At 66.7% G+C, this 23,024-nt stretch carries 20 protein-coding genes and 1 pseudogene; 12 read left to right on the forward strand and 9 right to left on the reverse strand.

All coding sequences use genetic code 11. The features are described from left to right. Positions 1 to 72: 72 nt before the first annotated feature. A complete protein-coding gene (locus tag AC23D4_RS12790; RefSeq protein WP_472890218.1) occupies positions 73 to 468 on the reverse strand; it encodes a hypothetical protein in 396 nt (131 codons plus the stop codon). Next, positions 451 to 695: pseudogene (locus AC23D4_RS12795) on the reverse strand (hypothetical protein); the annotation flags it as partial. The pseudogene AC23D4_RS12795 and the gene AC23D4_RS12790, both read right to left, overlap by 18 nt. A 153-nt stretch (positions 696 to 848) precedes the next feature. On the opposite strand from AC23D4_RS12795, the gene AC23D4_RS12800 reads away from it, so the two are divergent. From AC23D4_RS12800 to AC23D4_RS12810, 3 genes are read left to right on the forward strand one after another with little or no spacing between them, the layout of a single operon-like run. Further along, complete coding sequence (locus AC23D4_RS12800) at positions 849 to 1,490, forward strand: LysE/ArgO family amino acid transporter (protein WP_472890205.1); 642 nt, start codon at positions 849 to 851, stop codon at positions 1,488 to 1,490. A 10-nt stretch (positions 1,491 to 1,500) separates the two neighbouring features. Further along, positions 1,501 to 3,174, forward strand: a complete 1,674-nt coding sequence (locus tag AC23D4_RS12805) for a flavin monoamine oxidase family protein (RefSeq protein WP_472890206.1) — start codon at positions 1,501 to 1,503, stop codon at positions 3,172 to 3,174. Positions 3,175 to 3,198: 24 nt separating this feature from the next. Continuing rightward, positions 3,199 to 4,011, forward strand: a complete 813-nt coding sequence (locus AC23D4_RS12810) for a carbon-nitrogen hydrolase family protein (protein WP_472890207.1) — start codon at positions 3,199 to 3,201, stop codon at positions 4,009 to 4,011. A gap of 33 nt (positions 4,012 to 4,044) precedes the next feature. On the opposite strand, the gene AC23D4_RS12815 is transcribed toward AC23D4_RS12810, so the two are convergent. The 5 genes from AC23D4_RS12815 to AC23D4_RS12835 all read right to left on the reverse strand — a co-directional run bounded on the left by AC23D4_RS12815 (position 4,045) and on the right by AC23D4_RS12835 (position 8,642). Further along, a complete protein-coding gene (locus tag AC23D4_RS12815; RefSeq protein WP_472890208.1) occupies positions 4,045 to 4,830 on the reverse strand; it encodes a trypsin-like serine protease in 786 nt (261 codons plus the stop codon). 63 nt (positions 4,831 to 4,893) lie between these two features. Next, complete coding sequence (locus AC23D4_RS12820) at positions 4,894 to 5,826, reverse strand: LysR family transcriptional regulator (RefSeq protein WP_472890209.1); 933 nt, start codon at positions 5,824 to 5,826, stop codon at positions 4,894 to 4,896. A 144-nt stretch (positions 5,827 to 5,970) separates the two neighbouring features. Next, entirely contained in the window at positions 5,971 to 6,354 is a 384-nt protein-coding gene (locus tag AC23D4_RS12825; RefSeq protein WP_472890210.1) for a DUF4189 domain-containing protein, read from the reverse strand. Between the two features lie 136 nt (positions 6,355 to 6,490). Continuing rightward, positions 6,491 to 7,411, reverse strand: coding sequence for a hydroxymethylglutaryl-CoA lyase (locus AC23D4_RS12830; protein WP_472890211.1), 921 nt, complete (start codon positions 7,409 to 7,411; stop codon positions 6,491 to 6,493). Between the two features lie 10 nt (positions 7,412 to 7,421). Then, positions 7,422 to 8,642 (reverse strand): CaiB/BaiF CoA transferase family protein, encoded by a 1,221-nt coding sequence (locus AC23D4_RS12835; protein WP_472890212.1) that lies wholly within the window; start codon positions 8,640 to 8,642, stop codon positions 7,422 to 7,424. A 382-nt stretch (positions 8,643 to 9,024) separates the two neighbouring features. Between AC23D4_RS12835 and AC23D4_RS12840 the strand changes: the two genes are divergently transcribed. From AC23D4_RS12840 to AC23D4_RS12850, 3 genes are all read left to right on the forward strand, one after another. Continuing rightward, positions 9,025 to 10,422, forward strand: a complete 1,398-nt coding sequence (locus AC23D4_RS12840; protein WP_472890213.1) for a sensor histidine kinase — start codon at positions 9,025 to 9,027, stop codon at positions 10,420 to 10,422. Positions 10,423 to 10,446: 24 nt separating this feature from the next. Then, positions 10,447 to 11,823 carry a sigma-54-dependent transcriptional regulator gene (locus AC23D4_RS12845; protein WP_472890214.1) on the forward strand — a complete coding sequence of 459 codons (1,377 nt, stop codon included), beginning with the start codon at positions 10,447 to 10,449 and terminating at the stop codon, positions 11,821 to 11,823. A 220-nt stretch (positions 11,824 to 12,043) separates the two neighbouring features. After that, complete coding sequence (locus AC23D4_RS12850) at positions 12,044 to 14,260, forward strand: malate synthase G (RefSeq protein WP_472890215.1); 2,217 nt, start codon at positions 12,044 to 12,046, stop codon at positions 14,258 to 14,260. 67 nt (positions 14,261 to 14,327) lie between these two features. On the opposite strand, the gene AC23D4_RS12855 is transcribed toward AC23D4_RS12850, so the two are convergent. After that, positions 14,328 to 15,688, reverse strand: a protein-coding gene (locus AC23D4_RS12855) for an IS3 family transposase (protein ID WP_472889941.1) whose coding sequence is annotated in 2 segments (ribosomal slippage) — positions 14,328 to 15,208 and positions 15,208 to 15,688 — 1,362 coding nt in all. Because the reading frame shifts where the segments join, the coding sequence is not laid out codon by codon here. Here AC23D4_RS12855 and AC23D4_RS12860 point away from each other — a divergent pair. Genes AC23D4_RS12860 through AC23D4_RS12885 form a run of 6 tightly spaced genes read left to right on the forward strand, consistent with a single transcriptional unit; the run spans position 15,612 to position 22,163 of the window. Beyond that, positions 15,612 to 15,842: a restriction endonuclease subunit S domain-containing protein gene (locus AC23D4_RS12860; protein WP_472889942.1), complete on the forward strand. Its 231-nt coding sequence runs from the start codon at positions 15,612 to 15,614 to the stop codon at positions 15,840 to 15,842. The two genes, AC23D4_RS12855 and AC23D4_RS12860, sit on opposite strands and share 77 nt — an antisense overlap. Continuing rightward, positions 15,839 to 16,294 (forward strand): macro domain-containing protein, encoded by a 456-nt coding sequence (locus tag AC23D4_RS12865; protein WP_472889940.1) that lies wholly within the window; start codon positions 15,839 to 15,841, stop codon positions 16,292 to 16,294. The genes AC23D4_RS12860 and AC23D4_RS12865 overlap by 4 nt, the downstream gene beginning before the upstream one ends. A gap of 25 nt (positions 16,295 to 16,319) precedes the next feature. After that, on the forward strand, positions 16,320 to 17,900 hold the full coding sequence (locus tag AC23D4_RS12870) for an RNA/DNA-binding domain-containing protein (protein ID WP_472889939.1): 1,581 nt from the start codon (positions 16,320 to 16,322) through the stop codon (positions 17,898 to 17,900). Continuing rightward, positions 17,897 to 21,160 (forward strand): type I restriction endonuclease subunit R, encoded by a 3,264-nt coding sequence (locus AC23D4_RS12875; RefSeq protein ID WP_472889938.1) that lies wholly within the window; start codon positions 17,897 to 17,899, stop codon positions 21,158 to 21,160. Before AC23D4_RS12870 ends, AC23D4_RS12875 begins: the two co-directional genes overlap by 4 nt. Further along, complete coding sequence (locus AC23D4_RS12880) at positions 21,160 to 21,867, forward strand: M48 family metallopeptidase (protein WP_472889937.1); 708 nt, start codon at positions 21,160 to 21,162, stop codon at positions 21,865 to 21,867. Before AC23D4_RS12875 ends, AC23D4_RS12880 begins: the two co-directional genes overlap by 1 nt. Beyond that, positions 21,864 to 22,163 (forward strand): hypothetical protein, encoded by a 300-nt coding sequence (locus AC23D4_RS12885; protein ID WP_472889936.1) that lies wholly within the window; start codon positions 21,864 to 21,866, stop codon positions 22,161 to 22,163. Before AC23D4_RS12880 ends, AC23D4_RS12885 begins: the two co-directional genes overlap by 4 nt. Positions 22,164 to 22,187: 24 nt before the next feature. On the opposite strand, the gene AC23D4_RS12890 is transcribed toward AC23D4_RS12885, so the two are convergent. Then, positions 22,188 to 22,997 carry a crotonase/enoyl-CoA hydratase family protein gene (locus AC23D4_RS12890; protein WP_472889935.1) on the reverse strand — a complete coding sequence of 270 codons (810 nt, stop codon included), beginning with the start codon at positions 22,995 to 22,997 and terminating at the stop codon, positions 22,188 to 22,190. Between the last annotated feature and the right edge of the window lie 27 nt (positions 22,998 to 23,024).

Here is a 23,024-nt window from a genome sequence, read left to right on the forward strand (position 1 = left end):
GACCTCGCGCAGGTTCTCGAAACGGTAGGCGCGCTGCCCCAGGGTGGTGCCCAGACTCACGGATGCATCCTTTCAGCCGGCGGGGGTGATGCGTTCTAGTCTAGCCACCACAACCGCCGAGCATTCATTCCACCACGCCCAGCATGGCATCCATCGGGCGGCATCGCGTTGCGCGGAACCGATCCGGAAGTGGCCGCAGGCCAGTGCCATCAGGCCCAGGATCAGCACCGAGAGCATGGCGTTGAAGCTCACCACCGCGAACAGACACACCAGGCCGCAAACCAGGGCAATCGCCGGGAACAGCGGGTGGAACGGCGCGCGGAACGGGCACTCCAGCAGGGGCCCGCTGGCGCGCAGCTTGAACAGCGAGGCCATGGTCACGGTGTTGGCGGTGAGCGGCAGGCCGCCGAAGCTGATCCATTCGTCGCTGAACACGGCGATCACGCCGCCGCCCACCACCATCTTCATGGCCGGTGGCGCGAAAACAAACTCCACCAGCGTGGCGAACCCCGCGATGAAGCCGCCGGTGGGGCCCAACGCGCGCCGGGCGTGGGCGAACGGGCCGCCGGCGAGGGGATGGCGGTGGACAGCTCGGTGAAGTTGAAGATGAAGGCGGTGTGCATCAGCACCACGAACACCGTGGCCAGCAGGAAGCCCAAGGTGCCGGCAGGACGTGGTGCACCGCGTGCGCACACTGGTCTGAGCTGGCCTGACTAAAATCAATTATTTTTTAACCAATATCATTTTTTGTTGAAATGATTTAAACAATGGCCGGACGGCGGCAGACTCCGGGCCATGACCGATGCACCCCCCGTGACGGGTGCCGGCGAACGCCACCGAGAACCGCCATGATCCTGAGTTTCCCCACCTTCTCCGCCGGCATGCTGCTGAGCATGTCCCTGATCATGGCCATCGGGCCACAGAACGCGCACGTGCTGCGCATGGGCCTGCAGCGCCAGCACCTGTGGCTCACGGTGGCCGTTTGCGCCGTGGCCGACATCGTGCTCATCTCGCTCGGCGTGCTCGGCCTGGCGCAGTTGGGTGGCCTGAGCGACAAGCTGCTGGGCGCGCTGGTCGGTGCCGGGGTGCTGTTCCTCGGCGTGTACGGCTGGCAGGCGTTCCAGCGTTTCCTGAAACCGCAGGCCCCGGCCTCGCTGGATGACGAACCCGGTGTGCAGCGCCGCGCACCAGCCCCCGTGACACGGCGCCAGGCGGTGCTCTCGGCGCTGGCCTTCTCGGTGCTCAACCCGCACGCCTGGCTCGACACCGCCGTGCTCATCGGCAGCGCCTCGCTGGCTTACGGGCAGGGCAGCACCACCTTTGGCCTGGGTGCGGCCGCGGGTTCGGTGGTGTGGTTCGTTGTGCTCGGCGCTGCGGCGTTCTGGCTGGGCCGGCGCCTCAATTCGCTGCACATCTGGCGCTTGCTGGACGGCGCCGTGGCGCTGATGATGTGGGGCACGGCCGCGTGGCTTCTGACCAGCCTGTTTTGAGATCCCCACCATGACCGCCACCCGCACCGCCGACGCCCCTGTCACCATCTTCGGCCCGGACTTTCCGTTTGCCTTCGACGACTGGATCACCCACCCGCAGGGGCTGGGCGAGCTGCCGCCCGAGCGCCTGGGCAGCGAGGTCGCCATCGTGGGCGCGGGCATGGCCGGCATGGTGGCCGCCTACGAGCTGATGAAGCTGGGCCTCAAGCCCGTGGTCTACGAGGCCTCGCGCATGGGCGGGCGGCTGCGCTCGCAGCCGTTTGAAGGCGGCCAGGGTGTGGTGGCCGAGCTCGGCGGCATGCGCTTTCCGGCGTCGAGCACCGCGTTTTTCCACTACGTGAACCGGCTCGGCCTGCAGACCCGGCCCTTCCCCAACCCGCTCACCCCCGCCGCCGGCTGCACCGTGATCGACCTCGAAGGCCAGACGCACTGGGCGCGCCACCTGGCCGACCTGCCGCCGCTGTTTGCCGAGGTGGCCGGGGCCTGGGCCCGCGCGCTCGAAGACGGCGCCGGTTTCAGCGGCCTGCAGCAGGCGCTGCGCGAACGTGACGTGCCGCGCCTGAAAACCCTGTGGGACCGCCTGGTGCCGCTGTGGGACGACCGCACGTTTTACGATTTCGTGGCGCAGTCGCCGGCGTTTGCCGCGCTCTCGTTCCGCCACCGCGAGATGTTTGGCCAGGTGGGTTTTGGCACCGGTGGCTGGGACTCGGACTTCCCCAACTCGATGCTGGAGATCCTGCGCGTGGTGCTGACCGGCTGCGATGAAGACCAGCACCTGATCGTGGGCGGCGCCCAGCAGGTGCCCGTGGGCCTGTGGCACCACGCGCCCGCCGCACACGAACTGCGCCACTGGCCAGCCGGCACCACGCTGGCCAGCCTGCACCACGGCGCGCCGCGACACGGCGTGACCGCCATCGCGCGCGCGTCCGACGGCCAGCTCGCGCTGACCGACACCTGGGGCAACACACGCCACTACCCGGCCGCGCTCACCACCTGCCAGAGCTGGCTGCTGACCACGCAGATCGCGGTCGAAGAAACCCTGTTTTCGCAGAAGCACTGGATGGCGCTGGACCGCACGCGCTACATGCAGTCGAGCAAGACCTTCGTGATGGTGGACCGCCCGTTCTGGAACGACCTGAAGGCCAACGGCTGGCCCACGCTGGGCATGACGCTCACCGACCGCCTCACGCGCGGCACCTACCTGTTCGACAACGGGCCGGACAAACCAGGCGTGATCTGCCTCTCCTACGCCTGGATGGGCGATGCGCTCAAGATGCTGCCGCACGACACACAGAAACGCGTGCAGCTCGCGCTCTCGGCGCTGCAGAAAATCTACCCCGACGTGGACATCGCCAGCCACATCGTGGGCGACCCGATCAGCGTGTCGTGGGAAGCCGACCCGCATTTCCTAGGCGCCTTCAAAGGCGCCCTGCCCGGCCACTACCGCTACAACCACCGCATGTACAGCCACTTCATGCAGGACGCCTTTCCCGCCGCCGAGCGCGGCATCTTCATCGCCGGCGACGACGTGTCGTGGACGCCGGCCTGGGTCGAAGGCGCGGTGCAGACCTCGCTCAACGCGGTCTGGGGCATCGTGCACCACCTGGGTGGGCGGTGTCATGCCGAGAACCCGGGACCGGGCGACCTGTTCGCGCAGATCGGACCGATGGCGCTGCCCGACTGAATCCCCCTCAAGCACCCCGTCAGCATGGCCCCGACCGAAGCCCTCACCCTCGCCCTCTGGCAAACCAGCTACGCGAGCACGACCGCCGAGGCGCTGCAGCGGCTCGACGACGCGGCCGCCCAGGCCCGGGCGCAGGGCGTGCAACTGCTGGTGTGCCCCGAGATGGGCCTCACCGGCTACGCCATCGGTCCCGGGCGCGTGCAGGCCCTGGCCGAGCCGGCCGACGGCCCGCTGGCGCAGACAGTGGCCAGCATCGCGCAGCGCCAAGGCGTCGCCATCGTCTACGGCTACCCCGAACACCACCCGCACGGCGGCCAGCCCTTCAACGCCACGCAGGCCATCGCCCCCGACGGCACGCGCCTGGCGAACTACCGCAAGACCCACCTGTTCGGCGACATGGACCGCGCGCAGTTCAGCGCAGGCGACGCGGCGTCACAGCTGTTCGAATGGCAAGGCTGGCGCCTGGGCCTGCTGATCTGCTACGACGTGGAGTTCCCCGAGACCGTGCGCCTGCTGGCGTTGCAGGGCGCCGACGCGGTGCTGGTGCCCACGGCCAACATGATGGCGTTCGACGAGGTGCCGAACCTGCTGGTGCCGGCGCGCGCCTGCGAAAACCGGGTGTTCGTGGCCTACGCCAATGCCTGCGGCAACGAACCGGGCGTTCACTACGGCGGACTGAGCACGGTGGCGGGCCCCGACGGGGGCGTGTGGACCCGTGCCGGGCGCGACGCGGCGCTGCTGCGGACAACCCTGACGCGGGAGGCCCTGACCGGTGCACGCCGGTCGTCCCCGTTGCCGGCGCGGCGCAGGGATCTCTACGGGCCGCTGGCCGGTTGACGCACGTCAGGCCGCCATGACGGCGACAGGGTTTCAGATTTCAGCCGCGCCCGGCGCCTGCGAACGGATGAAATTCAGCACCGAAGCGCCCTGGGTGTTGGTGAACAGCGAACGATCACCCACCTCGCAGTTGGCCACCGTGCCGGACGACGTGAGTCCGACCACGCCCTGGCGCCCGCCCACCGCCCGGTAGACCGGGCCACCGGAATCCCCCGCGCAGGCGTTGCTGAGCTTGCCGGTGTAGGTGAAGCCCACGTGGTTGTCGTTGACCGTGGTCAGGCTCGCAAAGCCCACCGCCAGCTCGAACCCCGGACCGCCCCAGCCCGAGAGAAACACCGAGTCACCCACGCTCGACGGCTGGCTGACCAGCAGCGGCATGGTGGGGTTGGGCATGGCGCCGGGCAGGGTCACCACGGCCGCATCGTTCACATAGCCCGTGCTGCTCTGGGCGAAGCCGGGATGGGGCACCCAGCCGCTGGCGTTCAACGCGGTGACGCTGCCGTCGGCGCGCCACACGGCAGCCGCCACCCGGCGCGTGCCGGCGGGCACACAATGCGCCGCCGTCAGCACCTTCGCCGGCGTGAGCAGCACGCCCGAGCAGATGCTGGAGTTGCCCTCTGCCCCCACCACGACCAGCAGGATCACCGGCGTTTTTTCCGGCGTGGCGCAGTTGCTGCCATTGGCGATCTTGGGCTGCACGCCCACGCTGCCGCACAGTTCCGCCGCGCTGGGCAGAGACACCTCGTCACCGCCACCACCGCCGCAGGCAACGAGCAGCAGGGCCATCACCACGCCCAGGTATTTGCATCCGATTTTCATGTTGTCCCCTATGAACTCGACCGCTCACCAGCGGCGGCCCGCAGCCCCGACTGTAGCGCCAGATCAGGTGCGCCCGGACGACCAGAAGTCGGGCTGGCCGTAGTGGTGCTTGAGGAAGTCGATCCACAGCCGCACGCGCAGTGCCAGGTGCTTGCGCTGAGGAAACAGCGCGTAGATGCCGTTGGGCGGCGCAGCGTAGTCCTCCAGCAAGACCTCCAGCCGCCCGGCCGCGATGTCGGCTTCCACCTCCCAGATGCTGCGCCAGGCGATGCCGTAGCCGGCCAGGCACCACTCGTGCAACACCTGCCCGTCCGAACAGTCCAGCGGACCGCCCGGTCGCAGGTGCACGATGTCGGTCCCCTCCCCCACAGAGGCCGGCACCGCGAAGGCCCAGCCACGCGTCTGCGAGGCATCGCTGGACAGGGTGAGGCAGTCGAACCGCGCCAGGTCGGCCGGCGTGGCGGGTCGGCCGTGTTGCTGCAGGTACTTCGGCGTGGCCACGCACAGCCGGCGGTTGTCGGCCAGGCGCACGCTCACGAGCGACGAGTCCGGCAGGTCGCCCACGCGCACGGCGCAGTCGTAGGCTTCACCCGCCACGTCGACCACGCGGTCGCTGAGGTTGAGCGAGATCGTCACTTCGGGGTGCAGTTCGCGAAAGTGCGGCACCAGCGGTGCCACGTGGCGGCGGCCGAAACCGGCCGGCGCGGTGAGGCGCAGGTGCCCGCTGGCCTTCACACCGCCGGCGCTGACGCTGGCCTCGGCGTTGGCCAGGTCGGTCAGCAGGCGCTGGCAGTCTTCCAGGAAGGCGCTGCCTTCGTGCGTGAGGGTGATGCGGCGCGTGGTGCGCACCATGAGCTTGACACCCAGACGCGACTCCAGGCCGTCGAGCCGGCGGCCGATGATGGCCGGCGCCACGCCCTCGGCCTTGGCGGCGGCGGTGAGGCTGCCGCGGGTGGCCACGGAAGCGAAGGTTTCGAGCTGCTTGAGCTTGTCCATGGAGCCGCAGATTACCTCAACAAAAGAGGGCAATCAACGGAAATCATGCATCAACTTTTAACCAAATTCGCCACACTGGGGCGGCGTGGCCAGCAGCACCAGCGCGCTCCGGCCGACCGGAGCGCTTCCGTGCTCAAGCGCAGCTCAGTTGCACTGCGCTTCGAGGTTGGGGATCGGGCCACAACCCTCCCCGCCCTGGGCGGTACAGGCGTTGTTGGCCGCAGTTTGCGCATCGAAGGCCGTACCAGCCCCCTTCGCCACCACCACAAAACCGCCACCGGCCTTGGTGCCCACGGAGACCGCACCGCACTGCTCGAACTGGAGCACCACCCGGCAATCGCTGGCATCGCATTCGTCGCGCGCCTCGTCGTTGGCGACCGACTGCGTCAGCGCGCCGGTAGAGATGGCCACGCGCCGCGTCGAATCGCTCACGGCCACCGATCCATAACCATCGTCATTGCCGCCGCAGGCGGTCAACAGCAGGGAAGCCACGCACACAGCACACAGGCCCCACAGCGATGTTTTCATATCCAACCTCCTCTGAGAAGTACAACAGGCATGAACGCGACACCCGCGCTCCACGAAGAGTCTATTCCAGCCGGGGGCTTGCATCCACCACGGAGAGCCGCCCCTGCCCCGGCTGGCGGGGCGGCCTTCATGAACCTCAGGCGCGCCAGCCCCTGGGCAGGCCGGCCTCGGGTGTCATGCCGTAGACCGGCTCGCCGGGCAGGCCGGCCTTGAGCGGCTCCCGTGCAGCGATGAGTTTCTGCAGGTCCACCCCGGTGGACACGCCCATGGCTTCGAACATGAAGACCAGGTCTTCGGTGACCACGTTGCCGCTGGCGCCGGGCGCATAGGGGCAGCCGCCCAGGCCGCCGAGCGAGCTGTCGAAGCTGCGCACGCCCACGTCGAACGCGGCCAGGCAGTTGGCCAGGCCCAGGCCGCGCGTGTTGTGCAGGTGGGCGGCGCCGGCGCGCTCGCCCAGTTCGGCGCGCAGGCGGGTGAACAGGCGGCGCACCTGGGCCGGGTGGGCCATGCCGGTGGTGTCGGACAAACCCACTTCGTCCACGCCCGCGTCCGCACAGGCGAGCGCGAGGCGGATCACGTCGTCTTCATCCACCGCGCCCTGCAGCGTGCAGCCAAACGCAGTGGACAGGCCCACCTCCACCGGCACCCCGGGCGCCTCGGCGTTGCGCAGCGCGATCACCTCGCGCAACTCGGCCAGCATCTGCCCGCGCGTCTTGCGCACATTGGCCAGCGAGTGCGCTTCGCTGGCCGAGACCGGCAGGGTGAGCTTGTGCACGCCCGCGGCCAGCGCGGCTTGTGCGCCGCGCCGGTTCGGCACCAGCGCCATCACGCACAGGCCAGGCAGCGTGCGCGCGTGGCCCACCAGCTCGGCCACGTCGGCCATCTGCGGCAGCAGCCTGGCGGGCACGAAGGATCCGACCTCGATCTCGCGCAGACCGGCCGCGGCCATCGCATCGATCCAGCGGCACTTGTCGGCCGTGGACATGACGGTCTGGACGGACTGCAGCCCGTCGCGCGGGCCGACTTCGCTGATGTGAACCTGGGGGGCGTTGGGCATGGCGCCTCCCTCAGCCAGCGACCACGCGCTGGGCATGCAGGCGCTGGATATCGGCTTCGGCATAGCCCAAAGCCTGCAGCAACTCCACCGTGTGCTGCCCCAGGGTGGGCGGCTGCAGGCGCACACCCAGGCGGTGACCGTCCATGGTGAAGGGAAACAGCGTGGTCTTGGCGGTCTGGCCGGCGCGCGCACCGTCGGGCAGGGTGATGTCGGCCAGGCCGCCGGTGGCCAGCAGGTGTTCGTCGTCGTACAGCTCCTCGGGCTTGCGGATGGGGGCGAAGGGCAAGCCGACCCGTTCAAACAGCGCGGCCAGATCGGCGGCGCTGCGCCCGGCCAGCCGCTCACGCAGGATGGGCAGCAGCTGCGGGCGTTGCCTCACGCGGGCGTTGTTGTCGGGGAAACGCGGGTCGGCCTTGAGGTCGGCAAAACCCAGCGCATCGCAGAAGGTGGTCCACTGCGCGTCACTCACGGCGGCCAGGAAAATCTGCTCGCCGTCTTTCACGGTGAACACGTCGTACACCGCCCAGGCCGAGATGCGCTCGGGCATGGGCGCGGCCGCCTGGCCGGTGATGGCGTACTGCAGCATGTGCTGGCCGACGAGGAACACGTTGTTCTCGAACAGCGCGCTCTGCACCTCCTGGCCCTTGCCGGTGATGCCGCGCTGGATCAGCGCACCCAGCGCGCCAATGGCGCCGAACATGCCGCCCATGATGTCGTTCACGCTGGTGCCCGCGCGCAGCGGATCGCCGGGGCGCCCGGTCATGTAGGCCAGGCCGCCCATCATCTGCACCACCTCGTCCAGCGCGGTGCGGTGGTCGTAGGGGCCGGGCAGAAAGCCCTTGAGGCTGATGTAGATGCAGCGCGGGTTCACCTGCGACAGGGCCGCGTAGTCGAGCCCGTATTTGCCCATGGTGCCGGGCTTGAAATTCTCGGCCACCACGTCGGCGCCGGCCGCGAGCTTGCGCGCCAGCTCGGCGCCCTCGGGCCTGTGCAGGTCGATGGCGATGCTTTTCTTGTTGCGGTTGAAGAGCGGGAAGAAGCCCGCGCCCGAGCCCAGCAGGTGGCGCGTGCGGTCGCCGTCGATCGGCTCGACCTTGATGACTTCAGCCCCCATGTCGGCCAGCACCATGCCACAGGTGGGGCCCATGACCATGTGGGTGAACTCGACCACGCGCAGGCCCTTGAGCGGCTGCGGGATGTCGGCGGAAGGGGCGTTGGGCTCGGCGTTCATGGTTCCGGTTTCGTGAATCAAGGTGCTCATCATGCCAACGCCCTCAGCCTCTGATCGAACCCTCATGGTCCGCGTGGGCAAAAAGGGTGCCCTCTGTCGGCGTCCAGGCGGCCGATCATGATGGATTCCGTCCACCGGATGAAGGGCCGTACCACGCCCCGATCGTTACAAAGAGTCGCACAGGCACCCCGCCGATCAGCCGGCAACGCAGCAGGTGGGAAGTGCGCGCCAGCAACCACTTTTTGCCGGTCCGGCGCCCGCTTCATTTGTTGCACAAGATACCCAGTTCTTGGTATTGACAGCCCATGGGGGCACTGGCAATGTAACCAACCGTACACACCGATTTCGCTGCGCAACGGAACTGGACACCGGGTTAAACCAAATGACCGTCTCCGAGATCCTGAGGCCACCACAGCCGCTGAACCTGCGCAAACGGTTCGCGCTGGCGAGCCTGCTTGTGATCTCGGCGATTGCCATCGTGCTCGGGCTGGTGCTGTCCAACGTGCTGACCGAACGCATGTTGCAGCGCGAGGGCGAGGTCACCGGGGCCTTCATGCAGAACCTGCTGACGACCGACCGGTCGGCCGAGTTCCTGGCCAATCCCGCCGATCCCGAGCTGCGCCAGCGCTTCCTGCGCTCCATGGAGCACATCGTCGCCATGAGCGACACCGTGCGCTCGAACGCCTACGGGCTCGACAAGTCGGTGCTCTGGTCCACCAACAAGAGCCTGGTCGGCAAGCGGTTTGACGACAACCCCGAGCTCGACACCGCGCTCACGGGCCGTCTCGAAGTGCACGCGGAAGACGTCAACCTCGAAGAAGTCTTCCACGACCGCAAGACGGAACACGTCGGCATGTCGACGCAAGACGGCTTTTTTGTGGAAACCTACATCCCGATCCTGGCCCGGGACAGCGACCGGGTGCTGGGTGTCATGGAGGTCTACAAGCGGCCCACCCAGCTCAACGCCGCGATCCACCGCGGCCTCCAGCAGCTCTGGATCGCCTGCTTCCTGTGTGCCATCGGCCTCTTTGTCACCCTGTACTGGATCGTGGCCCATGCCGACAAGACCCTGCGCGACCAGCAGCTGCGCCTGACCGAAGCGCAAAGCCTGGCTTCGGCGGTCGAGCTCGCCAGTGCCGTGGCCCACAACCTGCGCAACCCGCTGGCATCCATCCGCTCGGCGGCCGAACTGATGAACGGCGGCCACCTCGACGAAGACGAGATCAGCGAAGTGAGCGAAGGCGTGATCGACGCGGTGGACCGGGCCGACCGCTGGATCACGGAGCTGGTGCACGTGTCGCAGGCGCCCCAGCTGCAGCCCGAAGCGGTGGATCTGGGCACGCTGGTCGAGACCTGCCTGCTGGAGATGGCCCCCGAAATGACCCGCCGACACATCGTCTGGAATGTAGAAAACACCAGGGCCCTGCAGGTCGATGCCCACCCGGCCACCCTGCGCCAGATCCTGCTGAGCATCATGGCCAACGCCATCGAGGCCATGCCCGGCGGGGGCCATCTGGACATCAGCTGGTGCAGCACGCCCACCCTGGCCGGGCTGCGCCTCGCCGACAGCGGCACCGGCATCTCGGACGAAGTGCAGAAGCGCCTCTTCCGCCCGTTCTTCAGCACCAAGGGCGGCGGCCTGGGCATCGGTCTGGCCCTTGTCAAACGCATGGTCGAGCAGTGGCATGGCCACCTCACGCTGGCGCCGGCCACCCCGCAAGGCACCAGCGTCGAAATTCTGCTGCCCCGTTCCGCGCCCTGCCTGACCCAACCGGCCTGAAAGCCCCAACCCGAGAGCTGCACCATGGCAACCCTACTGGTCATCGAAGACGAGCCGATGCTGGCCAAGAACATCGCACGCTTCTTCCAGCAACACCACCACACGGTGGAAATTGCCAGCGATGGGGTCGCGGGCCTGGAGGCGGCGCGCCGTCTCATGCCCGACGTGGCCATCGTGGACTACCAGTTGCCCGGCATCAACGGACTCGAAGTGATCCGCGAGCTGCACCGCAACGACGACCAGGTGCGCACGGTGATGGTGTCGGGGCATGCCAACGTGGCGGTGGCGGTCGATGCCATGAAGGCGGGCTCCTTCGACCTGCTCACCAAGCCGGTCCCGCTCAAGACCCTGAAAGACGTGATCGACCGCGCCCTGGCGGAGGCCAACGCCCGGCGCGAACTCGACTACTACAAGCGCCGCGAAGCCGAACACGGCGGCATCGAATGCATCCTGGGCGAATCACGTCCCATCCAGGCCTTGCGCGAACTGATCCAGGTCCTGATCCAGAACGAACCGTCCGACGCCTCCCCGGTGGCACCCATCCTGATCTGCGGCGAGACGGGCTCCGGCAAGGAGCTGGTGGCCCGGGCCTGCCACTTTTCGGGGCCGCGCGCCAAGGGCGCCTTTGTCGAAGTCAGCTGTGCCTCGCTGCCCGCGCACCTGATGGAGGGCGAACTCTTCGGTTACGAAAAAGGCGGCGATCACGCTGAACGGCGCATCGGGCTCTTCGAAGCGGCGGATGGCGGCACCCTGTTCCTCGACGAGATCGGCGAGCTGGACCTGAGCCTGCAGGCCAAGCTGTTGCGCGTGCTGGAAAACCTCCGGGTGCGGCGGCTGGGTGCCGTGACCGACCGGTTGATCAATGTGCGCGTCGTGGCCGCCACCAACCGCGATCTGGAGGCGATGACGCGCGCCGGGCAGTTCCGCGCCGACCTGCTGTACCGGCTGCGCGTGTTTGCGGTCCGCGTGCCACCGTTGCGCGCCCGCGGCAGCGATCTCTGGCTGCTTGCGCAACATTTCGCCACCGTGTTCACCAAGCGCTACAACAAACCGCCCACCACGCTCGACCCCTCCGCCGAGGCCGCCCTGCTGCAACACACCTGGCCGGGCAACGTGCGTGAACTCAGCAACGTCATCGAGCGCGCCGTGCTGCTGAGCACCGATGGCCGCATTTCCTCCTCCGATCTCCTGCTCACGCCCAGCGCGCCCGTGGACTTCGCTGAAAAACCATCGGAACTGCCCGAGTTCACCCGCAACGAAGAACTGGAACGCTCGCACCTGGTGCGCGCCCTGGAAGAAACGCACTGGAACCTGCCGGCCGCGGCCACGATGCTGGACGTGAGCGTCGATGCGCTGCAACAACGCATGGACCGCCACGGTCTCTACGCGCCAGCCAAGTGACACCAGCCCTCCGATAGCGGCAAATTACATTCAAAAAAGTCACTTATCAATCGGACCTTTGTTATTTAATACCGATCCAGGTATGGAATAACATTCCTCTTCTTGTGTCCAGCCTGGGGAATGTCCCCTTTCGGTACAGCACCCGGCACGATGTTTGCCCGTGCAGCCCGGGACACCTGACACGCCTGCCCCATTCGTTTCACCTGTCCGAGGTATTGCCATGTCCGCCACCACCGCACGCACTTCCGTTCACGGTCTGCAGGTCGCCACCGCCCTCTACGACTTCATCAATCAAAGCGTGCTGCCCGGCACAGGCGTTTCCAGCGATTCTTTCTGGAAAGGCTTTGATGCCATCGTCGCCGACCTCGCCCCGAAAAACGCCGCCCTGCTGGCCGAACGCGACCGCCTGCAGACCGAGCTGGACACCTGGCACAACGCCAATCCCGGCCCGATCACCGACATGGCGGGCTACCGCAAATTCCTGGAGACCATCGGCTACCTGGTGCCGGTGCCAACCGACGCCCAGGCCACCACGACCAACGTGGACGCCGAGCTCGCCATCCAGGCCGGCCCGCAGCTGGTGGTGCCGATCCTGAACGCGCGCTACGCCCTCAACGCCGCCAACGCCCGCTGGGGCTCGCTGTACGACGCGCTCTACGGCACCGACGCCATCTCCGAAGCCGACGGCTGCGAAAAAGGCCCGGGCTACAACGAGAAGCGCGGCGCCAGGGTCGTCGCCTTCGCGCGCCAGCTGCTCGACGATGCGGCCCCGCTGGCCGGCGCCTCGCACAGCGACGCCACGGTGTATTTCGTCAAGGACGGCAGCTTGCAGGTCGCCGTCAAGGGCGGCCAGGTCGTCGGCCTGAAAGACCCGGCCCAGTTCGTCGGCTACCAGGGCGATGCGCGCGGCGTCTCCAGCGCCCTGCTCGTGCACAACGGCCTGCACATCGACATCATCATCGACCGCTCCAAACCCATCGGCCAGAGCGATGCGGCCGGCATTGCCGACGTGGTGGTTGAAGCCGCTCTGTCCACCATCCTCGACCTCGAAGACTCCGTGGCCGCCGTCGACGCCGAAGACAAGCTGCTGGCCTACAGCAACTGGCTCGGCATCCTCAAGGGCGACCTGACCGAAGACGTCGCCAAAGGCGGCAAGACTTTCACGCGCGGCCTCAACCCCGACCGCGTGTACACCGCGCCCACGGGTTCGGGCGAAGTGCGCCTGCACGGCCGCTCGCTGCTCTTCGTGCGCAACGTCGGCCACCTGATGACCAACCCGGCCATCCTCTGGGGCACGGACGCCCAAGAGATCCCCGAAGGCATCATGGACGCGATGGTCACCACCACCATCGCCCTGCACGACCTGCAAGGCCACGGCCAGCTCGCCAGCGGCGCTATCCGCAACAGCCGCACCGGCTCGGTCTACATCGTCAAGCCCAAGATGCACGGCCCCAAGGAAGTCGGCTTCGCTGCCGAACTCTTCAGCCGCGTCGAACAGGTGCTCGGCCTGCCCGACAGCACCGTCAAGCTCGGCATCATGGACGAAGAGCGCCGCACCTCGGTCAACCTGAAAGCCTGCATCGCCGCCGCCGCCAGCCGCGTCGCCTTCATCAACACCGGCTTCCTCGACCGCACCGGCGACGAGATGCACACCGCCATGCTCGCCGGCCCGATGGTGCGCAAGGGCGACATGAAAACCAGCGCCTGGATCCAGGCCTACGAGCGCAACAACGTGCTGGTGGGACTCTCCTGCGGCCTGCGCGGCAAGGCGCAGATCGGCAAGGGCATGTGGGCCATGCCCGACCTGATGGCCGACATGCTCAAGCAGAAGATCGCCCACCCCAAGGCCGGCGCCAACACCGCCTGGGTGCCCAGCCCGACCGGCGCCACGCTGCACGCCCTGCACTACCACCAGGTGCTGGTGTCCGACGTGCAGAAGGAGATGGAGAAGATCGACGCCAACGCCGAGCGCGACAACCTGCTCACCGGCCTGCTGACCATCCCCGTGACCGCCAACCCCAACTGGACCGCCGAAGAAAAACAGCAGGAACTCGACAACAACGCCCAGGGCATCCTGGGTTACGTGGTGCGCTGGGTGGACCAGGGCGTGGGCTGCTCCAAGGTGCCCGACATCCACAACGTGGGCCTGATGGAAGACCGCGCCACGCTGCGCATCAGCAGCCAGCACATGGCCAACTGGCTGCACCACGGCGTGGTGACGGAGCAGCAGGTGCGCGAGACCTTTGAACGCATGGCCGCCGTGGTGGACCAGCAGAACGCGGGCGACCCGTTCTACAAAAAGATGGCCGGCAACTTCAAGACCAGCATGGCCTACCAGGCCGCCTGCGACCTGGTCTTCAAGGGCCTGGCCCAGCCCAGCGGCTACACCGAGCCGCTGCTGCACGCTTGGCGTTTGAAGGTCAAGGCCGCAGCCTGATCACTCCGAGCAGTGAAAACGAAACGGCGCCTTCTGAACTGACCCCAAGAAGTTGGACGGTTGGAAGCTAGGCACCCAAGGCCTGAGTTCGGTACTCCACCGGGCTCAGGCCTTTTAGTTTGAGCTTAATACGCTGGTGGTTGTAGTAGTGGATGTAGCGGCACAGTCCCTGTCGTAACTGCTGGACGTTGTCGAATTTGTTGAGACGGAAGAACTCCGATTTCAGCGTGCCGAAGAAGCTCTCCATCGCTGCGTTGTCCAGGCAGTTACCCCTGCGGGACATGCTTTGCGTCAGGCCTCGCTCGAGCAGCCGCTGTCGATAGGCCTCCATCTGGTACTGCCAGCCTTGGTCTGAGTGCATCATCGGAGCCTCCTGCGCAGTGAGCCGCGACAGAGCCTTCTTGAGCATGTTTCCCACCAGCGGGAAGAGCGGACGCTCGTTCATTTCATAAGCCACGATTTCTCCGTTGAACAGGTCCATCACGGGCGACAGGTACAGCTTCTCGCCGCGCACATTGAACTCGGTCACATCGGTCACCCATTTCTCGTTCGGACGCTCGGCCTCGAACCGACGATTGAGTAGGTTGGGCGTCGAGGCCATCTCGCCCCGATAGGAGCGATATCTCTTGGGTCGCACCAGCGACTTCAGGCCCAGGCTCTGCATCAGACGCTGCACCGTCTTGTGATTCACTATTTGGCCGCTGCGGCCGAGCTCGGCCGTGATGCGCCGGTAGCCATAACGCCCCTTGTGGCGTTCGTACACAGCTTGAATGCTGTCCTTCAATCCGGCGTATCGGTCGCCAGCCTGCAGCACCTTGGCTTGGTAGTAGAACGTGCTTCGCGACAGGCCTGCGGACTGCAGTAGTCGACGCAGCAGGAACTGTGGCCTCAGTTCGAGGACGGCTTGCGCTTTTTCAGCGCAGCTTGCCGATTGGCTCGAACCAAGGCCTCCAACTTTTTTAGGTAGGCCACCTCCGTACGTAGTTGCTCGTTCTCCTCGTGCAACTCTTGCAGCGAGCGCTTGTCGTCCGTCTGCGCGGGGGCGGCTGGCGCGGATTTGGGCTTGGGGGGCTTCATGGGAGGGCGGCCTCGGGGTTTGGGGTGGAGCGCTTGCAGGCCGCCCTCATCGTACTGGCGCCGCCACAAACCCACGATGCCTCCACCGCCACGCACATCAAAGAGCGTGGCCGCTTGCGTGTTCGACAACTCCCGAAGCTTGGCCTGGCGCAGTACGTTCAACTTGAACTCTGCGCTGTAGTAGCCCCCTGGCTTTCTGTGCAATCCTTTCAGACCATGGGCCATATAGCGGTCCACCCAGTTCGCGATGCTGTTTCGGCCTATCCCGTACTGCTTGGCCAAAGCCTTATGGCCCAGCGGCCCGGCCAGATACCCGATCGCGCTCGCTCCACTTGAAGAACAGGCATTGATCGTGGAGAGGCTGGATGCAACGGGAGAACGAATCGAAGGGCTTGAGCGAGAAGCGGAGAAGCTACAGAAGCAAAAACTCGGCCTCATGCAAGACCTGCTCACTGGCCGCGTCCCGGTGTCCGCCGACTCCGAACCCGCCGAGGCCGCCGCGTGATCAGCTACCACCAAGGCGACCTGCTCGCCGCCGACGTGGACGCGTTGGTCAATGCGGTGAACACGGCGGGCGTGATGGGCAAGGGCCTTGCGCTGGCGTTCAAGACCCGTTTCCCGGCCAACTTCCAGGCCTACGCCGCCGCCTGCCAGCGCGGCGAGGTGGTGACGGGCCGCATGTTCGTGACCGAGACGCCCGCGTTGATGGGGCCGCGCTGGATCGTCAATTTCCCGACCAAGCAGCACTGGCGCGACCCGTCGCGGCTGGAATGGGTGCGCGACGGCCTGCAGGACCTGCGGGGCTTTCTGCTGGCGAAGGGTGTGAAGTCGGTGGCGCTGCCCGCCCTGGGCGCCGGGCTGGGCGGTCTGAGCTGGCCCGCGGTGCGCGCCGAGATAGCGGCCGCTCTGGCAGACTTGCCTGTGGACGTTCGCGTGTATCAACCTTTGCAGCCCTGAGCCACCCTTCACCGCCCTGCCTGCCATGCCGCAACACCTGCCGATCAACATTGCCGACCTGCTGCGCCAGCGCACGGTGGAGGGTGAGCGCATTGAATACAAGGCGGGCTGGAACCCGGACGCGATCATCCGCACGCTGTGCGCCTTTGCCAACGACTTCCAGAACCTGGGCGGCGGTTATGTGGTGATTGGGCAGGACTGCGACGCCAACGGCCAGCCGGTGTTTCCGCCGGTGGGTGTGCCTGCCGACCAGCTGGACAAGGTGCAACAGGAGCTGTTGGCCGCCTGCCAGCTGATCCAGCCGCCGTACTTCCCCGCGCTGAGCGTCGAAACGGTCGAGGGCCGCCAGCTGATCGTGCTGCAGGCGCCGGGCGGCATGAACCGGCCTTACAAGGCGCCGGCTTCCGTGTCGGCCAGACACAAGAGCTGCCACTACTACATCCGCCGCTTCAGCAGCACGGTGGAGGCCAAGGGCGACACCGAGCGCGAATTGCTGAGCCTGACCGCTCAGGTGCCTTGGGACGACCGCTTTGCGCAGCAGGCCAGCGTGGCCGACCTGTCGCGACCGCTGATGCTGGACTACCTGCGCGAGGTGGGCAGCGCGCTGGCCGACGATGCCGACAGCCTGCCGCTGGAAGCGCTGGGGCGGCAGATGAATGTGGTGGGCGGGCCGAGCGAAACGCCCTGGGTGAAGAACGTGGGGCTGCTGTTTTTCAACGAGGCGCCTGAGCGGTTTTTCCCCTACGCGCAGATCGACGTGGTGTGGTTCCCCGAAGGTGCCGGGGGCGACCGTTTTGACGAGAAGATTTTCAAAGGGCCGCTGGCGCGCATGATCCGCGAGGCGCTGGCCTACATTCAGCGCAACTACCTGCACGAAACCGTGATCAAGCACCCGGACCGGGCCGAGGCGACGCGGGTGTGGAACTTCCCGTATGTGGCGGTGGAAGAGGCGCTGGTGAACGCGGTCTACCACCGCTCGTACGAAGAGCGCGAGCCGGTGGAGGTGCGCATCGGCTACGACGAGCTGGTGATCGTGAGCGTGCCGGGGCCGGACCGTTCGATCAAAACGGCGGACTTTGAGGCCGGGCGCGCGGTGAGCCGCCGCTACCGCAACCGGCGCATCGGCGAGTTTCTGAAAGAGCTGGACTTGACCGAGGGCCGCTCCACCGGTGTGCCCAAGATCCTGAAGGCGATGGCGGCCAACGGCTCGCTGCCGCCCCGGTTTGAGACCGACGACGACCGCCTGGCCTGTGCCGTGCATTTGCCCGCCCACCCGCAGGCCAAGCGCCCGGATCAGGAAGGGGCCGAACAAGTCACCCCCCAAGTCACCCCCCAAGTCACCCCCCAAGTCACCCCCCAAGTCACCCCGGAAGTCCGCCTGGTGGTGGTGGCCCTGACCCAGCCGCTGTCGCGCCAGGAACTGCAGCAGGCGCTGGGGCTGAAGGACACCAAGCACTTCCGCAAGGCCTACCTGCTGCCGGCCCTGGCTTCGGAGTTGGTGGAAATGACGCTGCCCGACAAGCCGCAAAGCAGCAAGCAGGGCTACCGGCTCACGGCTCTGGGCCGCCAATGGCTGCAGAACCCACCGGAGGGGGCCAACCGGTGAGCGAATACTCCGAGGTCGAACGCCCTTTCCTCGACCAACTGGCCGCGCAGGGCTGGACGGTGATCGACCAGGGCCAGGGGGTGCAGCAGGACGCCACGCCCAGCCTGCGCCAGCACTTTCGCCAGACGCTGCTGCCGGGGGTGTTTGACGAAGCGGTGCGCGCCATCAACACCACACCCGACGGCCAGCCCTGGCTGACCGACCGGCAGCTCGACGAGCTGCGCACCCAGCTGACGCGCCACCCCAACCGCACGCTGCTGGAGTCCAACGAGGCGGTGCAGGCGCTGCTGATCAAGGCGCAGGCCGACCGCAACGAACTGACGGGCGAGGCCGACCCGGTGGTGCGGCTGATCGACTTCCACACGCCGGAGAACAACCGCTTTCACGCGATCAACCAGTTCCGCGTGGACACGCCGGGCTGCGTGAAGCCCTTCATCATCCCGGACATCGTGCTGTTCGTGAACGGCATTCCGCTGGTGGTGGTGGAGTGCAAGAAGGGGTCGGAAACCTGCGCCAACCCCATGCAGGAAGCCTTTGTGCAGCTGCAGCGCTACATGCGCCGCCGCGCCGAGACGGAAGCCGCCGGGCTGAAGGAAGGCGAGCCGCGCCTGTTTCACAGCAACCTGATGGTGGTGCGCAGCAGCGGCACCCTTGCGGACTACGGCACGATCACCTCGGAAGAAGAACACTTCTACGGCTGGAAGACGCTGTACCCGCAGGACGACGCGGCGCTGGCCGGGCTGAACGCACAGCAGCAGCTGGTGGCGGGCATGCTGACCAAGAGCAACTTGCTGCAGATACTGCGCACCAGCGCGGTGTGCATGGACACGGACGGCGGCCCGCGCGTGAAAGTGGTGTGCCGCTACCAGCAGTTCCGCGCGGCCAACAAGGTGGTGGAGCGGCTGCGCAGCGGCCAGACCGCGCTGGAGCGCAGCGGCGTGGTCTGGCACACGCAGGGCTCGGGCAAGTCGCTGACGATGGTGTTTCTGGCGCGCATGCTGCGGGCGAGCCGCGATCTGAGCGACCACAAGATCGTGCTGGTGAACGACCGCACCGACCTGGAAGACCAGTTGGCCGACACGGCCACGCTGATCGGCGGCAAGGTGAACGTGATCGAGAGCCGCCAGAGCCTGCGCCAGCACCTGGCCAGCGACAGCTCGGACATCAACATGGTGATGGTCCACAAATTCCAGGAGCACAAGCAGACGCTGAGCAATACGGTGGCCGAGGCACTAGGCACCTACCTGGCCATGCCGGCAGGCCAGACTTTTGGCGTGGTGAACCCGTCCAGCCGCATCGTGCTGATGATCGACGAGGCGCACCGCACACAAAGCTCGGACCTGGGCGAGAACCTGTTCGAGGCGTTCCCGAACGCCACGCGCATCGCTTTCACCGGCACACCGCTGATCACCGAACGCCACGGCGAGAAGCGCACGCACAAGCGCTTTGGCGAGCTGATCGACGTGTACCGGATCATGGATTCGGTACACGACGGGGCGACGCTGCAGATCCTGTACGAAGGCCGGACGGCGGACACTGCGCTGAATCAAAAACACGCCTTCGACACCGCGTTTGAAGACCTGTTCCGCGAGCGCAGCGAGGCGGAGCTGCTGGCGATCAAGAAGAAATACGGCGCGACGGGTGACATCCTGGAGGCGAAGAACCGCGTCGACGCGATCGCGCGCGACATGGTGCGGCACTACGTGGACAACATCTTGCCCAACGGCTTCAAGGCCCAGGTGGTGTGCCACTCGAAGCTGGCGTGCATCCGCTACCAGTCGGGCATTGAGGCGGCGCTGGCCGAAAGGCTGGCACAGGAGCGCGCTAAATCCGAGCCCGACGTCGCGCTGATCGAACGGCTGGCCTTCCTGAAAACGGCGGTGGTGATTTCGTCGGACGGTACGAACGAGGCGGCCTTCATCACCCAGGCGCGCAAGCAGGCGGCGCAGATGAAGGCGGTGGACAACTTCTGCCGCGGCTTTGACCAACAAGCCCCGGACAAGGCAAACACCGGCATTGCCTTCCTGATCGTGTGCGACATGCTGCTGACGGGTTTTGACGCGCCCATCGAACAGGTGATGTACATCGACAAGAAGCTGCGCGAACACACGCTGTTGCAGGCCATCGCCCGCACCAACCGGGTGAAGAAGGGCAAGCAGCGCGGCTACATCGTGGACTACATCGGCCTGGCCAACCACCTGACCGAGGCGCTGAGCCTGTACGCCGCTGCGGACGAACTGCAGGAGCTGCAGGACGGGATGAAGAGCATCACGTCCGAACTGCCGGTGCTAGAGGAGCGCTACCAGCGCCTGCTGCAGCACTTTGACGCGCTGGGCGTGAAGCACTTCAAGGCGTTTGTCACCGGTGCCCTGCCGGGTCTGGACGCCGATGCGGCGGTGGTGAACGAGGCGGTGAAGGCGCTCAAGGACGAGAAGCAGCGGGCCGACTTTGAGGTGTACCTGAAGAAGTTTCTGATAAGCCTGGACATCGTGCTGCCGCGGCCGGACGCGCAGCCCTACCGGGTGCCGGCGCGGCGCATGGGCTATGTGCTGCAGCTGGCCAAGGAACGCTACAAGGACGAGAGCCTGAACCTGGGCAACGCGGGCGAGAAGGTGAAGGCGCTGATCAACGAGCACCTGATCAGCCTGGGCATCAACCCCAAGGTGCCGCCGGTGGAGCTGCTGGCCGAGGACTTCATGGCCCAGCTGGCGGCCCACACGGGTGGCAACCCCGAGGCCAAGGCCAGCGAGATGGAGCATGCCATCCGCAAGCACTGCACCGTGCACCACGACGAAGACCCGGCGTTCTACAAGAGCCTGTCGGCCAAGGTGGACGCGCTGATTGAGCAACACCAGGACCAGTGGGACCTGCTTGCCGAGAAGCTGGCCGAGCTGCGCGGGGAAGCCGTGGCTGGGCGCCAGCAGGGCGAAGCGGGCATGAGCCGCGAAGCGACCACGTTTTACGAACACATCGCCCTGGTGGGCTTTGCCGGGGGGGCGGTGAGCGAGGCGGACAAGCCGCGCTTCAAAGAACTGATGGAGGCGGTGGTGGCGTTGCTGCAGGAGACGATTGGCAGCATCGACTTCTGGCAGAACCCGGACAAACAAAAGCGCCTGCGTGGACTCATCAAGACCGAGATCACCAAGACCGGCATCGAAGAGCTGAAGATCAACCGCGAACGGGTAGCCGTGGAAATCATGCGGCTGGCGAAGAACCGCCACGACGCGCTGGTGAACACCGCGCGCGGGGGAGAGGCCTGATGCAAACGCGGCAGGTGAAAGACATCCAGTACCGGCTGCTGCCGGGTGCTGAGCGGCGCACCACCGACATCGTCATCGAGCGCGACGGCGTGATCACGGTGCGGCCGCCGCGCCACATGGCGCCCGAGCAGGTGGACGCCACGGTGCTGAGCAAACGCATGTGGATTTACCGCAACCTGGCCGAGTGGCGTGACCTGAACGCTAGCGGCGTGGTGCGCGAGTGGGTGAACGGCGAAACCTTTCTGTACTTGGGCAGCAGCTACCAGCTGCAACTGGTGGCCGAACAGGACGAGCCGCTGAAGCTGAAAGACGGACGGTTCCTCTTGCTGCGCTCGCTCGTAGAGCATGGCGGCGCGGCGGCGGCACGGGCCTCGTTCGAGCAGTTCTACGCGACCAAAGGGCTGGAACGGCTGCAGCGGCGCGTGGCGCACTTCGCGCCCCGGGTGGGTGTGACACCGGGCACGGTGCTGGTGAAGGACATTGGGTTTCGGTGGGCGGCTTGCCAGCCGAGTGGCACTCTGCACTTTCACTGGAAGTGCCTGATGGCGCCGCTGACCGTGATCGACTACATCGTGGTCCACGAGCTGTGCCACCTGCACCTGCGCGACCACAGTGACGCATTCTGGAACGAGGTGGACAAGGTGCTGCCGGACCACCGTGAGCGCAAGGACTGGCTGCGTGTGCGTGGCGCGACCTTGGACCTATGACACTGCAGTACCTGATCTTTGATGCCAGCGACGACGGCGAAGGCTCCGGCACCTGGGACGCCATGGCCAGCGTGAGCGCGGCGGAAGTGCCTGCTGTGCTGGCCGAAGTGCAGACCGTGCTGGACTGGGCCGAACGCCAAAGCCCCGGCCCGCGTGGACCGCTGGACGAAGGTGGCGCCTGGGACGCCGACCAGCAGGTGCAGAACGACGGCGACTGGACCACGGTGACGCTGACGCTCACCGGGCCTTGGGAATGGGGTGAGGCGCTGGTGGGGCGGTTTTCTGGGAGCGACTGAATCGAACTGCCGATCCGTAGCGGCTCAGCGCCCTTTGAACACCGCCGCCCGCTTCTCTTTGAACGAAGCCACACCCTCTCCTGCATCCTCGCTGTTCGCCAGCCGCTGCTGCACCGCATCGAACTCGGCCATGGCGACCAGCGGCCCTTGCTCCACCGCCTTGAGTGCGTTGAGCCGCGTTGCCACCACGGCCAGCGGGGCCTGCTGCGCGATGGCGTCGGCGATGCGCAGGGCTTCGTCGAGCTCGGTACCCGCGGGCACCACGCGCTGCACGAAGTTCAGTCGCAGCGCTTCGGCGCTGTCGAACTCATCACCGGTCAGCAGGTGCAGCAGCGCGTTGCCCAGACCCGCGCGTTCGGCCATGCGCAGCGTGGCGCCACCCGTGGCCATGATCCCGCGCTTCACCTCGAGCTGAGAAAAGCGGCAGTCGTCCGCCGCGACCACGATGTCGGCCGCGAGCATGAGTTCGATACCGAGCGTGTAGGTGATGCCCTTGACCGCGACCACCATGGGTTTGGTGCGGCGGCGCCAGCCGGCGTCGCCGAGGTTGAGCGGGTCCACCAGGCCGTGGGGCACGGCGGTTTCGCCGCGCTGCATCAGCGGCGCGAAGGTCGGCAGGTCGAGGCCGGCGGTGAAGTGCCCGCCGTGCGCGTGCAGCACGCCCACGCGCAGCGCGGGATCGTCGTCGAGCCGGGTGTAGGCCTCGGCGAGCGCCCGCATCATGGCCGGCGTGAAGCCGTTGCGTTTGGCCGGACGGTCAATGCCGATCAGCAGCACATGGCCACGCACTTCGGTGCTGATGCGGCCTGCGTCGGGGGGTGTGGCGGTGTTCATGGCACGATGGTAGTGACACGGCGCCCC

It is taken from the genome of Hydrogenophaga sp. L76, assembly GCF_057654755.1.

What these genes read in the sequence shown, in the direction of transcription:
- AC23D4_RS12885 (WP_472889936.1), top strand. Translation starts at nt 21,864, where the DNA reads ATGACACTGCAGTACCTGATCTTTGATGCCAGCGACGACGGCGAAGGC.
- AC23D4_RS12805 (WP_472890206.1), top strand. Translation starts at nt 1,501, where the DNA reads ATGACCGCCACCCGCACCGCCGACGCCCCTGTCACCATCTTCGGCCCG.
- AC23D4_RS12835 (WP_472890212.1), bottom strand. Translation starts at nt 8,642, where the DNA reads ATGAACGCCGAGCCCAACGCCCCTTCCGCCGACATCCCGCAGCCGCTC.
- AC23D4_RS12825 (WP_472890210.1), bottom strand. Translation starts at nt 6,354, where the DNA reads ATGAAAACATCGCTGTGGGGCCTGTGTGCTGTGTGCGTGGCTTCCCTG.
- AC23D4_RS12830 (WP_472890211.1), bottom strand. Translation starts at nt 7,411, where the DNA reads ATGCCCAACGCCCCCCAGGTTCACATCAGCGAAGTCGGCCCGCGCGAC.
- AC23D4_RS12790 (WP_472890218.1), bottom strand. Translation starts at nt 468, where the DNA reads ATGAAGATGGTGGTGGGCGGCGGCGTGATCGCCGTGTTCAGCGACGAA.
- AC23D4_RS12815 (WP_472890208.1), bottom strand. Translation starts at nt 4,830, where the DNA reads ATGAAAATCGGATGCAAATACCTGGGCGTGGTGATGGCCCTGCTGCTC.
- AC23D4_RS12880 (WP_472889937.1), top strand. Translation starts at nt 21,160, where the DNA reads ATGCAAACGCGGCAGGTGAAAGACATCCAGTACCGGCTGCTGCCGGGT.
- AC23D4_RS12840 (WP_472890213.1), top strand. Translation starts at nt 9,025, where the DNA reads ATGACCGTCTCCGAGATCCTGAGGCCACCACAGCCGCTGAACCTGCGC.
- AC23D4_RS12810 (WP_472890207.1), top strand. Translation starts at nt 3,199, where the DNA reads ATGGCCCCGACCGAAGCCCTCACCCTCGCCCTCTGGCAAACCAGCTAC.
- AC23D4_RS12845 (WP_472890214.1), top strand. Translation starts at nt 10,447, where the DNA reads ATGGCAACCCTACTGGTCATCGAAGACGAGCCGATGCTGGCCAAGAAC.
- AC23D4_RS12850 (WP_472890215.1), top strand. Translation starts at nt 12,044, where the DNA reads ATGTCCGCCACCACCGCACGCACTTCCGTTCACGGTCTGCAGGTCGCC.
- AC23D4_RS12890 (WP_472889935.1), bottom strand. Translation starts at nt 22,997, where the DNA reads ATGAACACCGCCACACCCCCCGACGCAGGCCGCATCAGCACCGAAGTG.
- AC23D4_RS12800 (WP_472890205.1), top strand. Translation starts at nt 849, where the DNA reads ATGATCCTGAGTTTCCCCACCTTCTCCGCCGGCATGCTGCTGAGCATG.
- AC23D4_RS12870 (WP_472889939.1), top strand. Translation starts at nt 16,320, where the DNA reads ATGCCGCAACACCTGCCGATCAACATTGCCGACCTGCTGCGCCAGCGC.
- AC23D4_RS12820 (WP_472890209.1), bottom strand. Translation starts at nt 5,826, where the DNA reads ATGGACAAGCTCAAGCAGCTCGAAACCTTCGCTTCCGTGGCCACCCGC.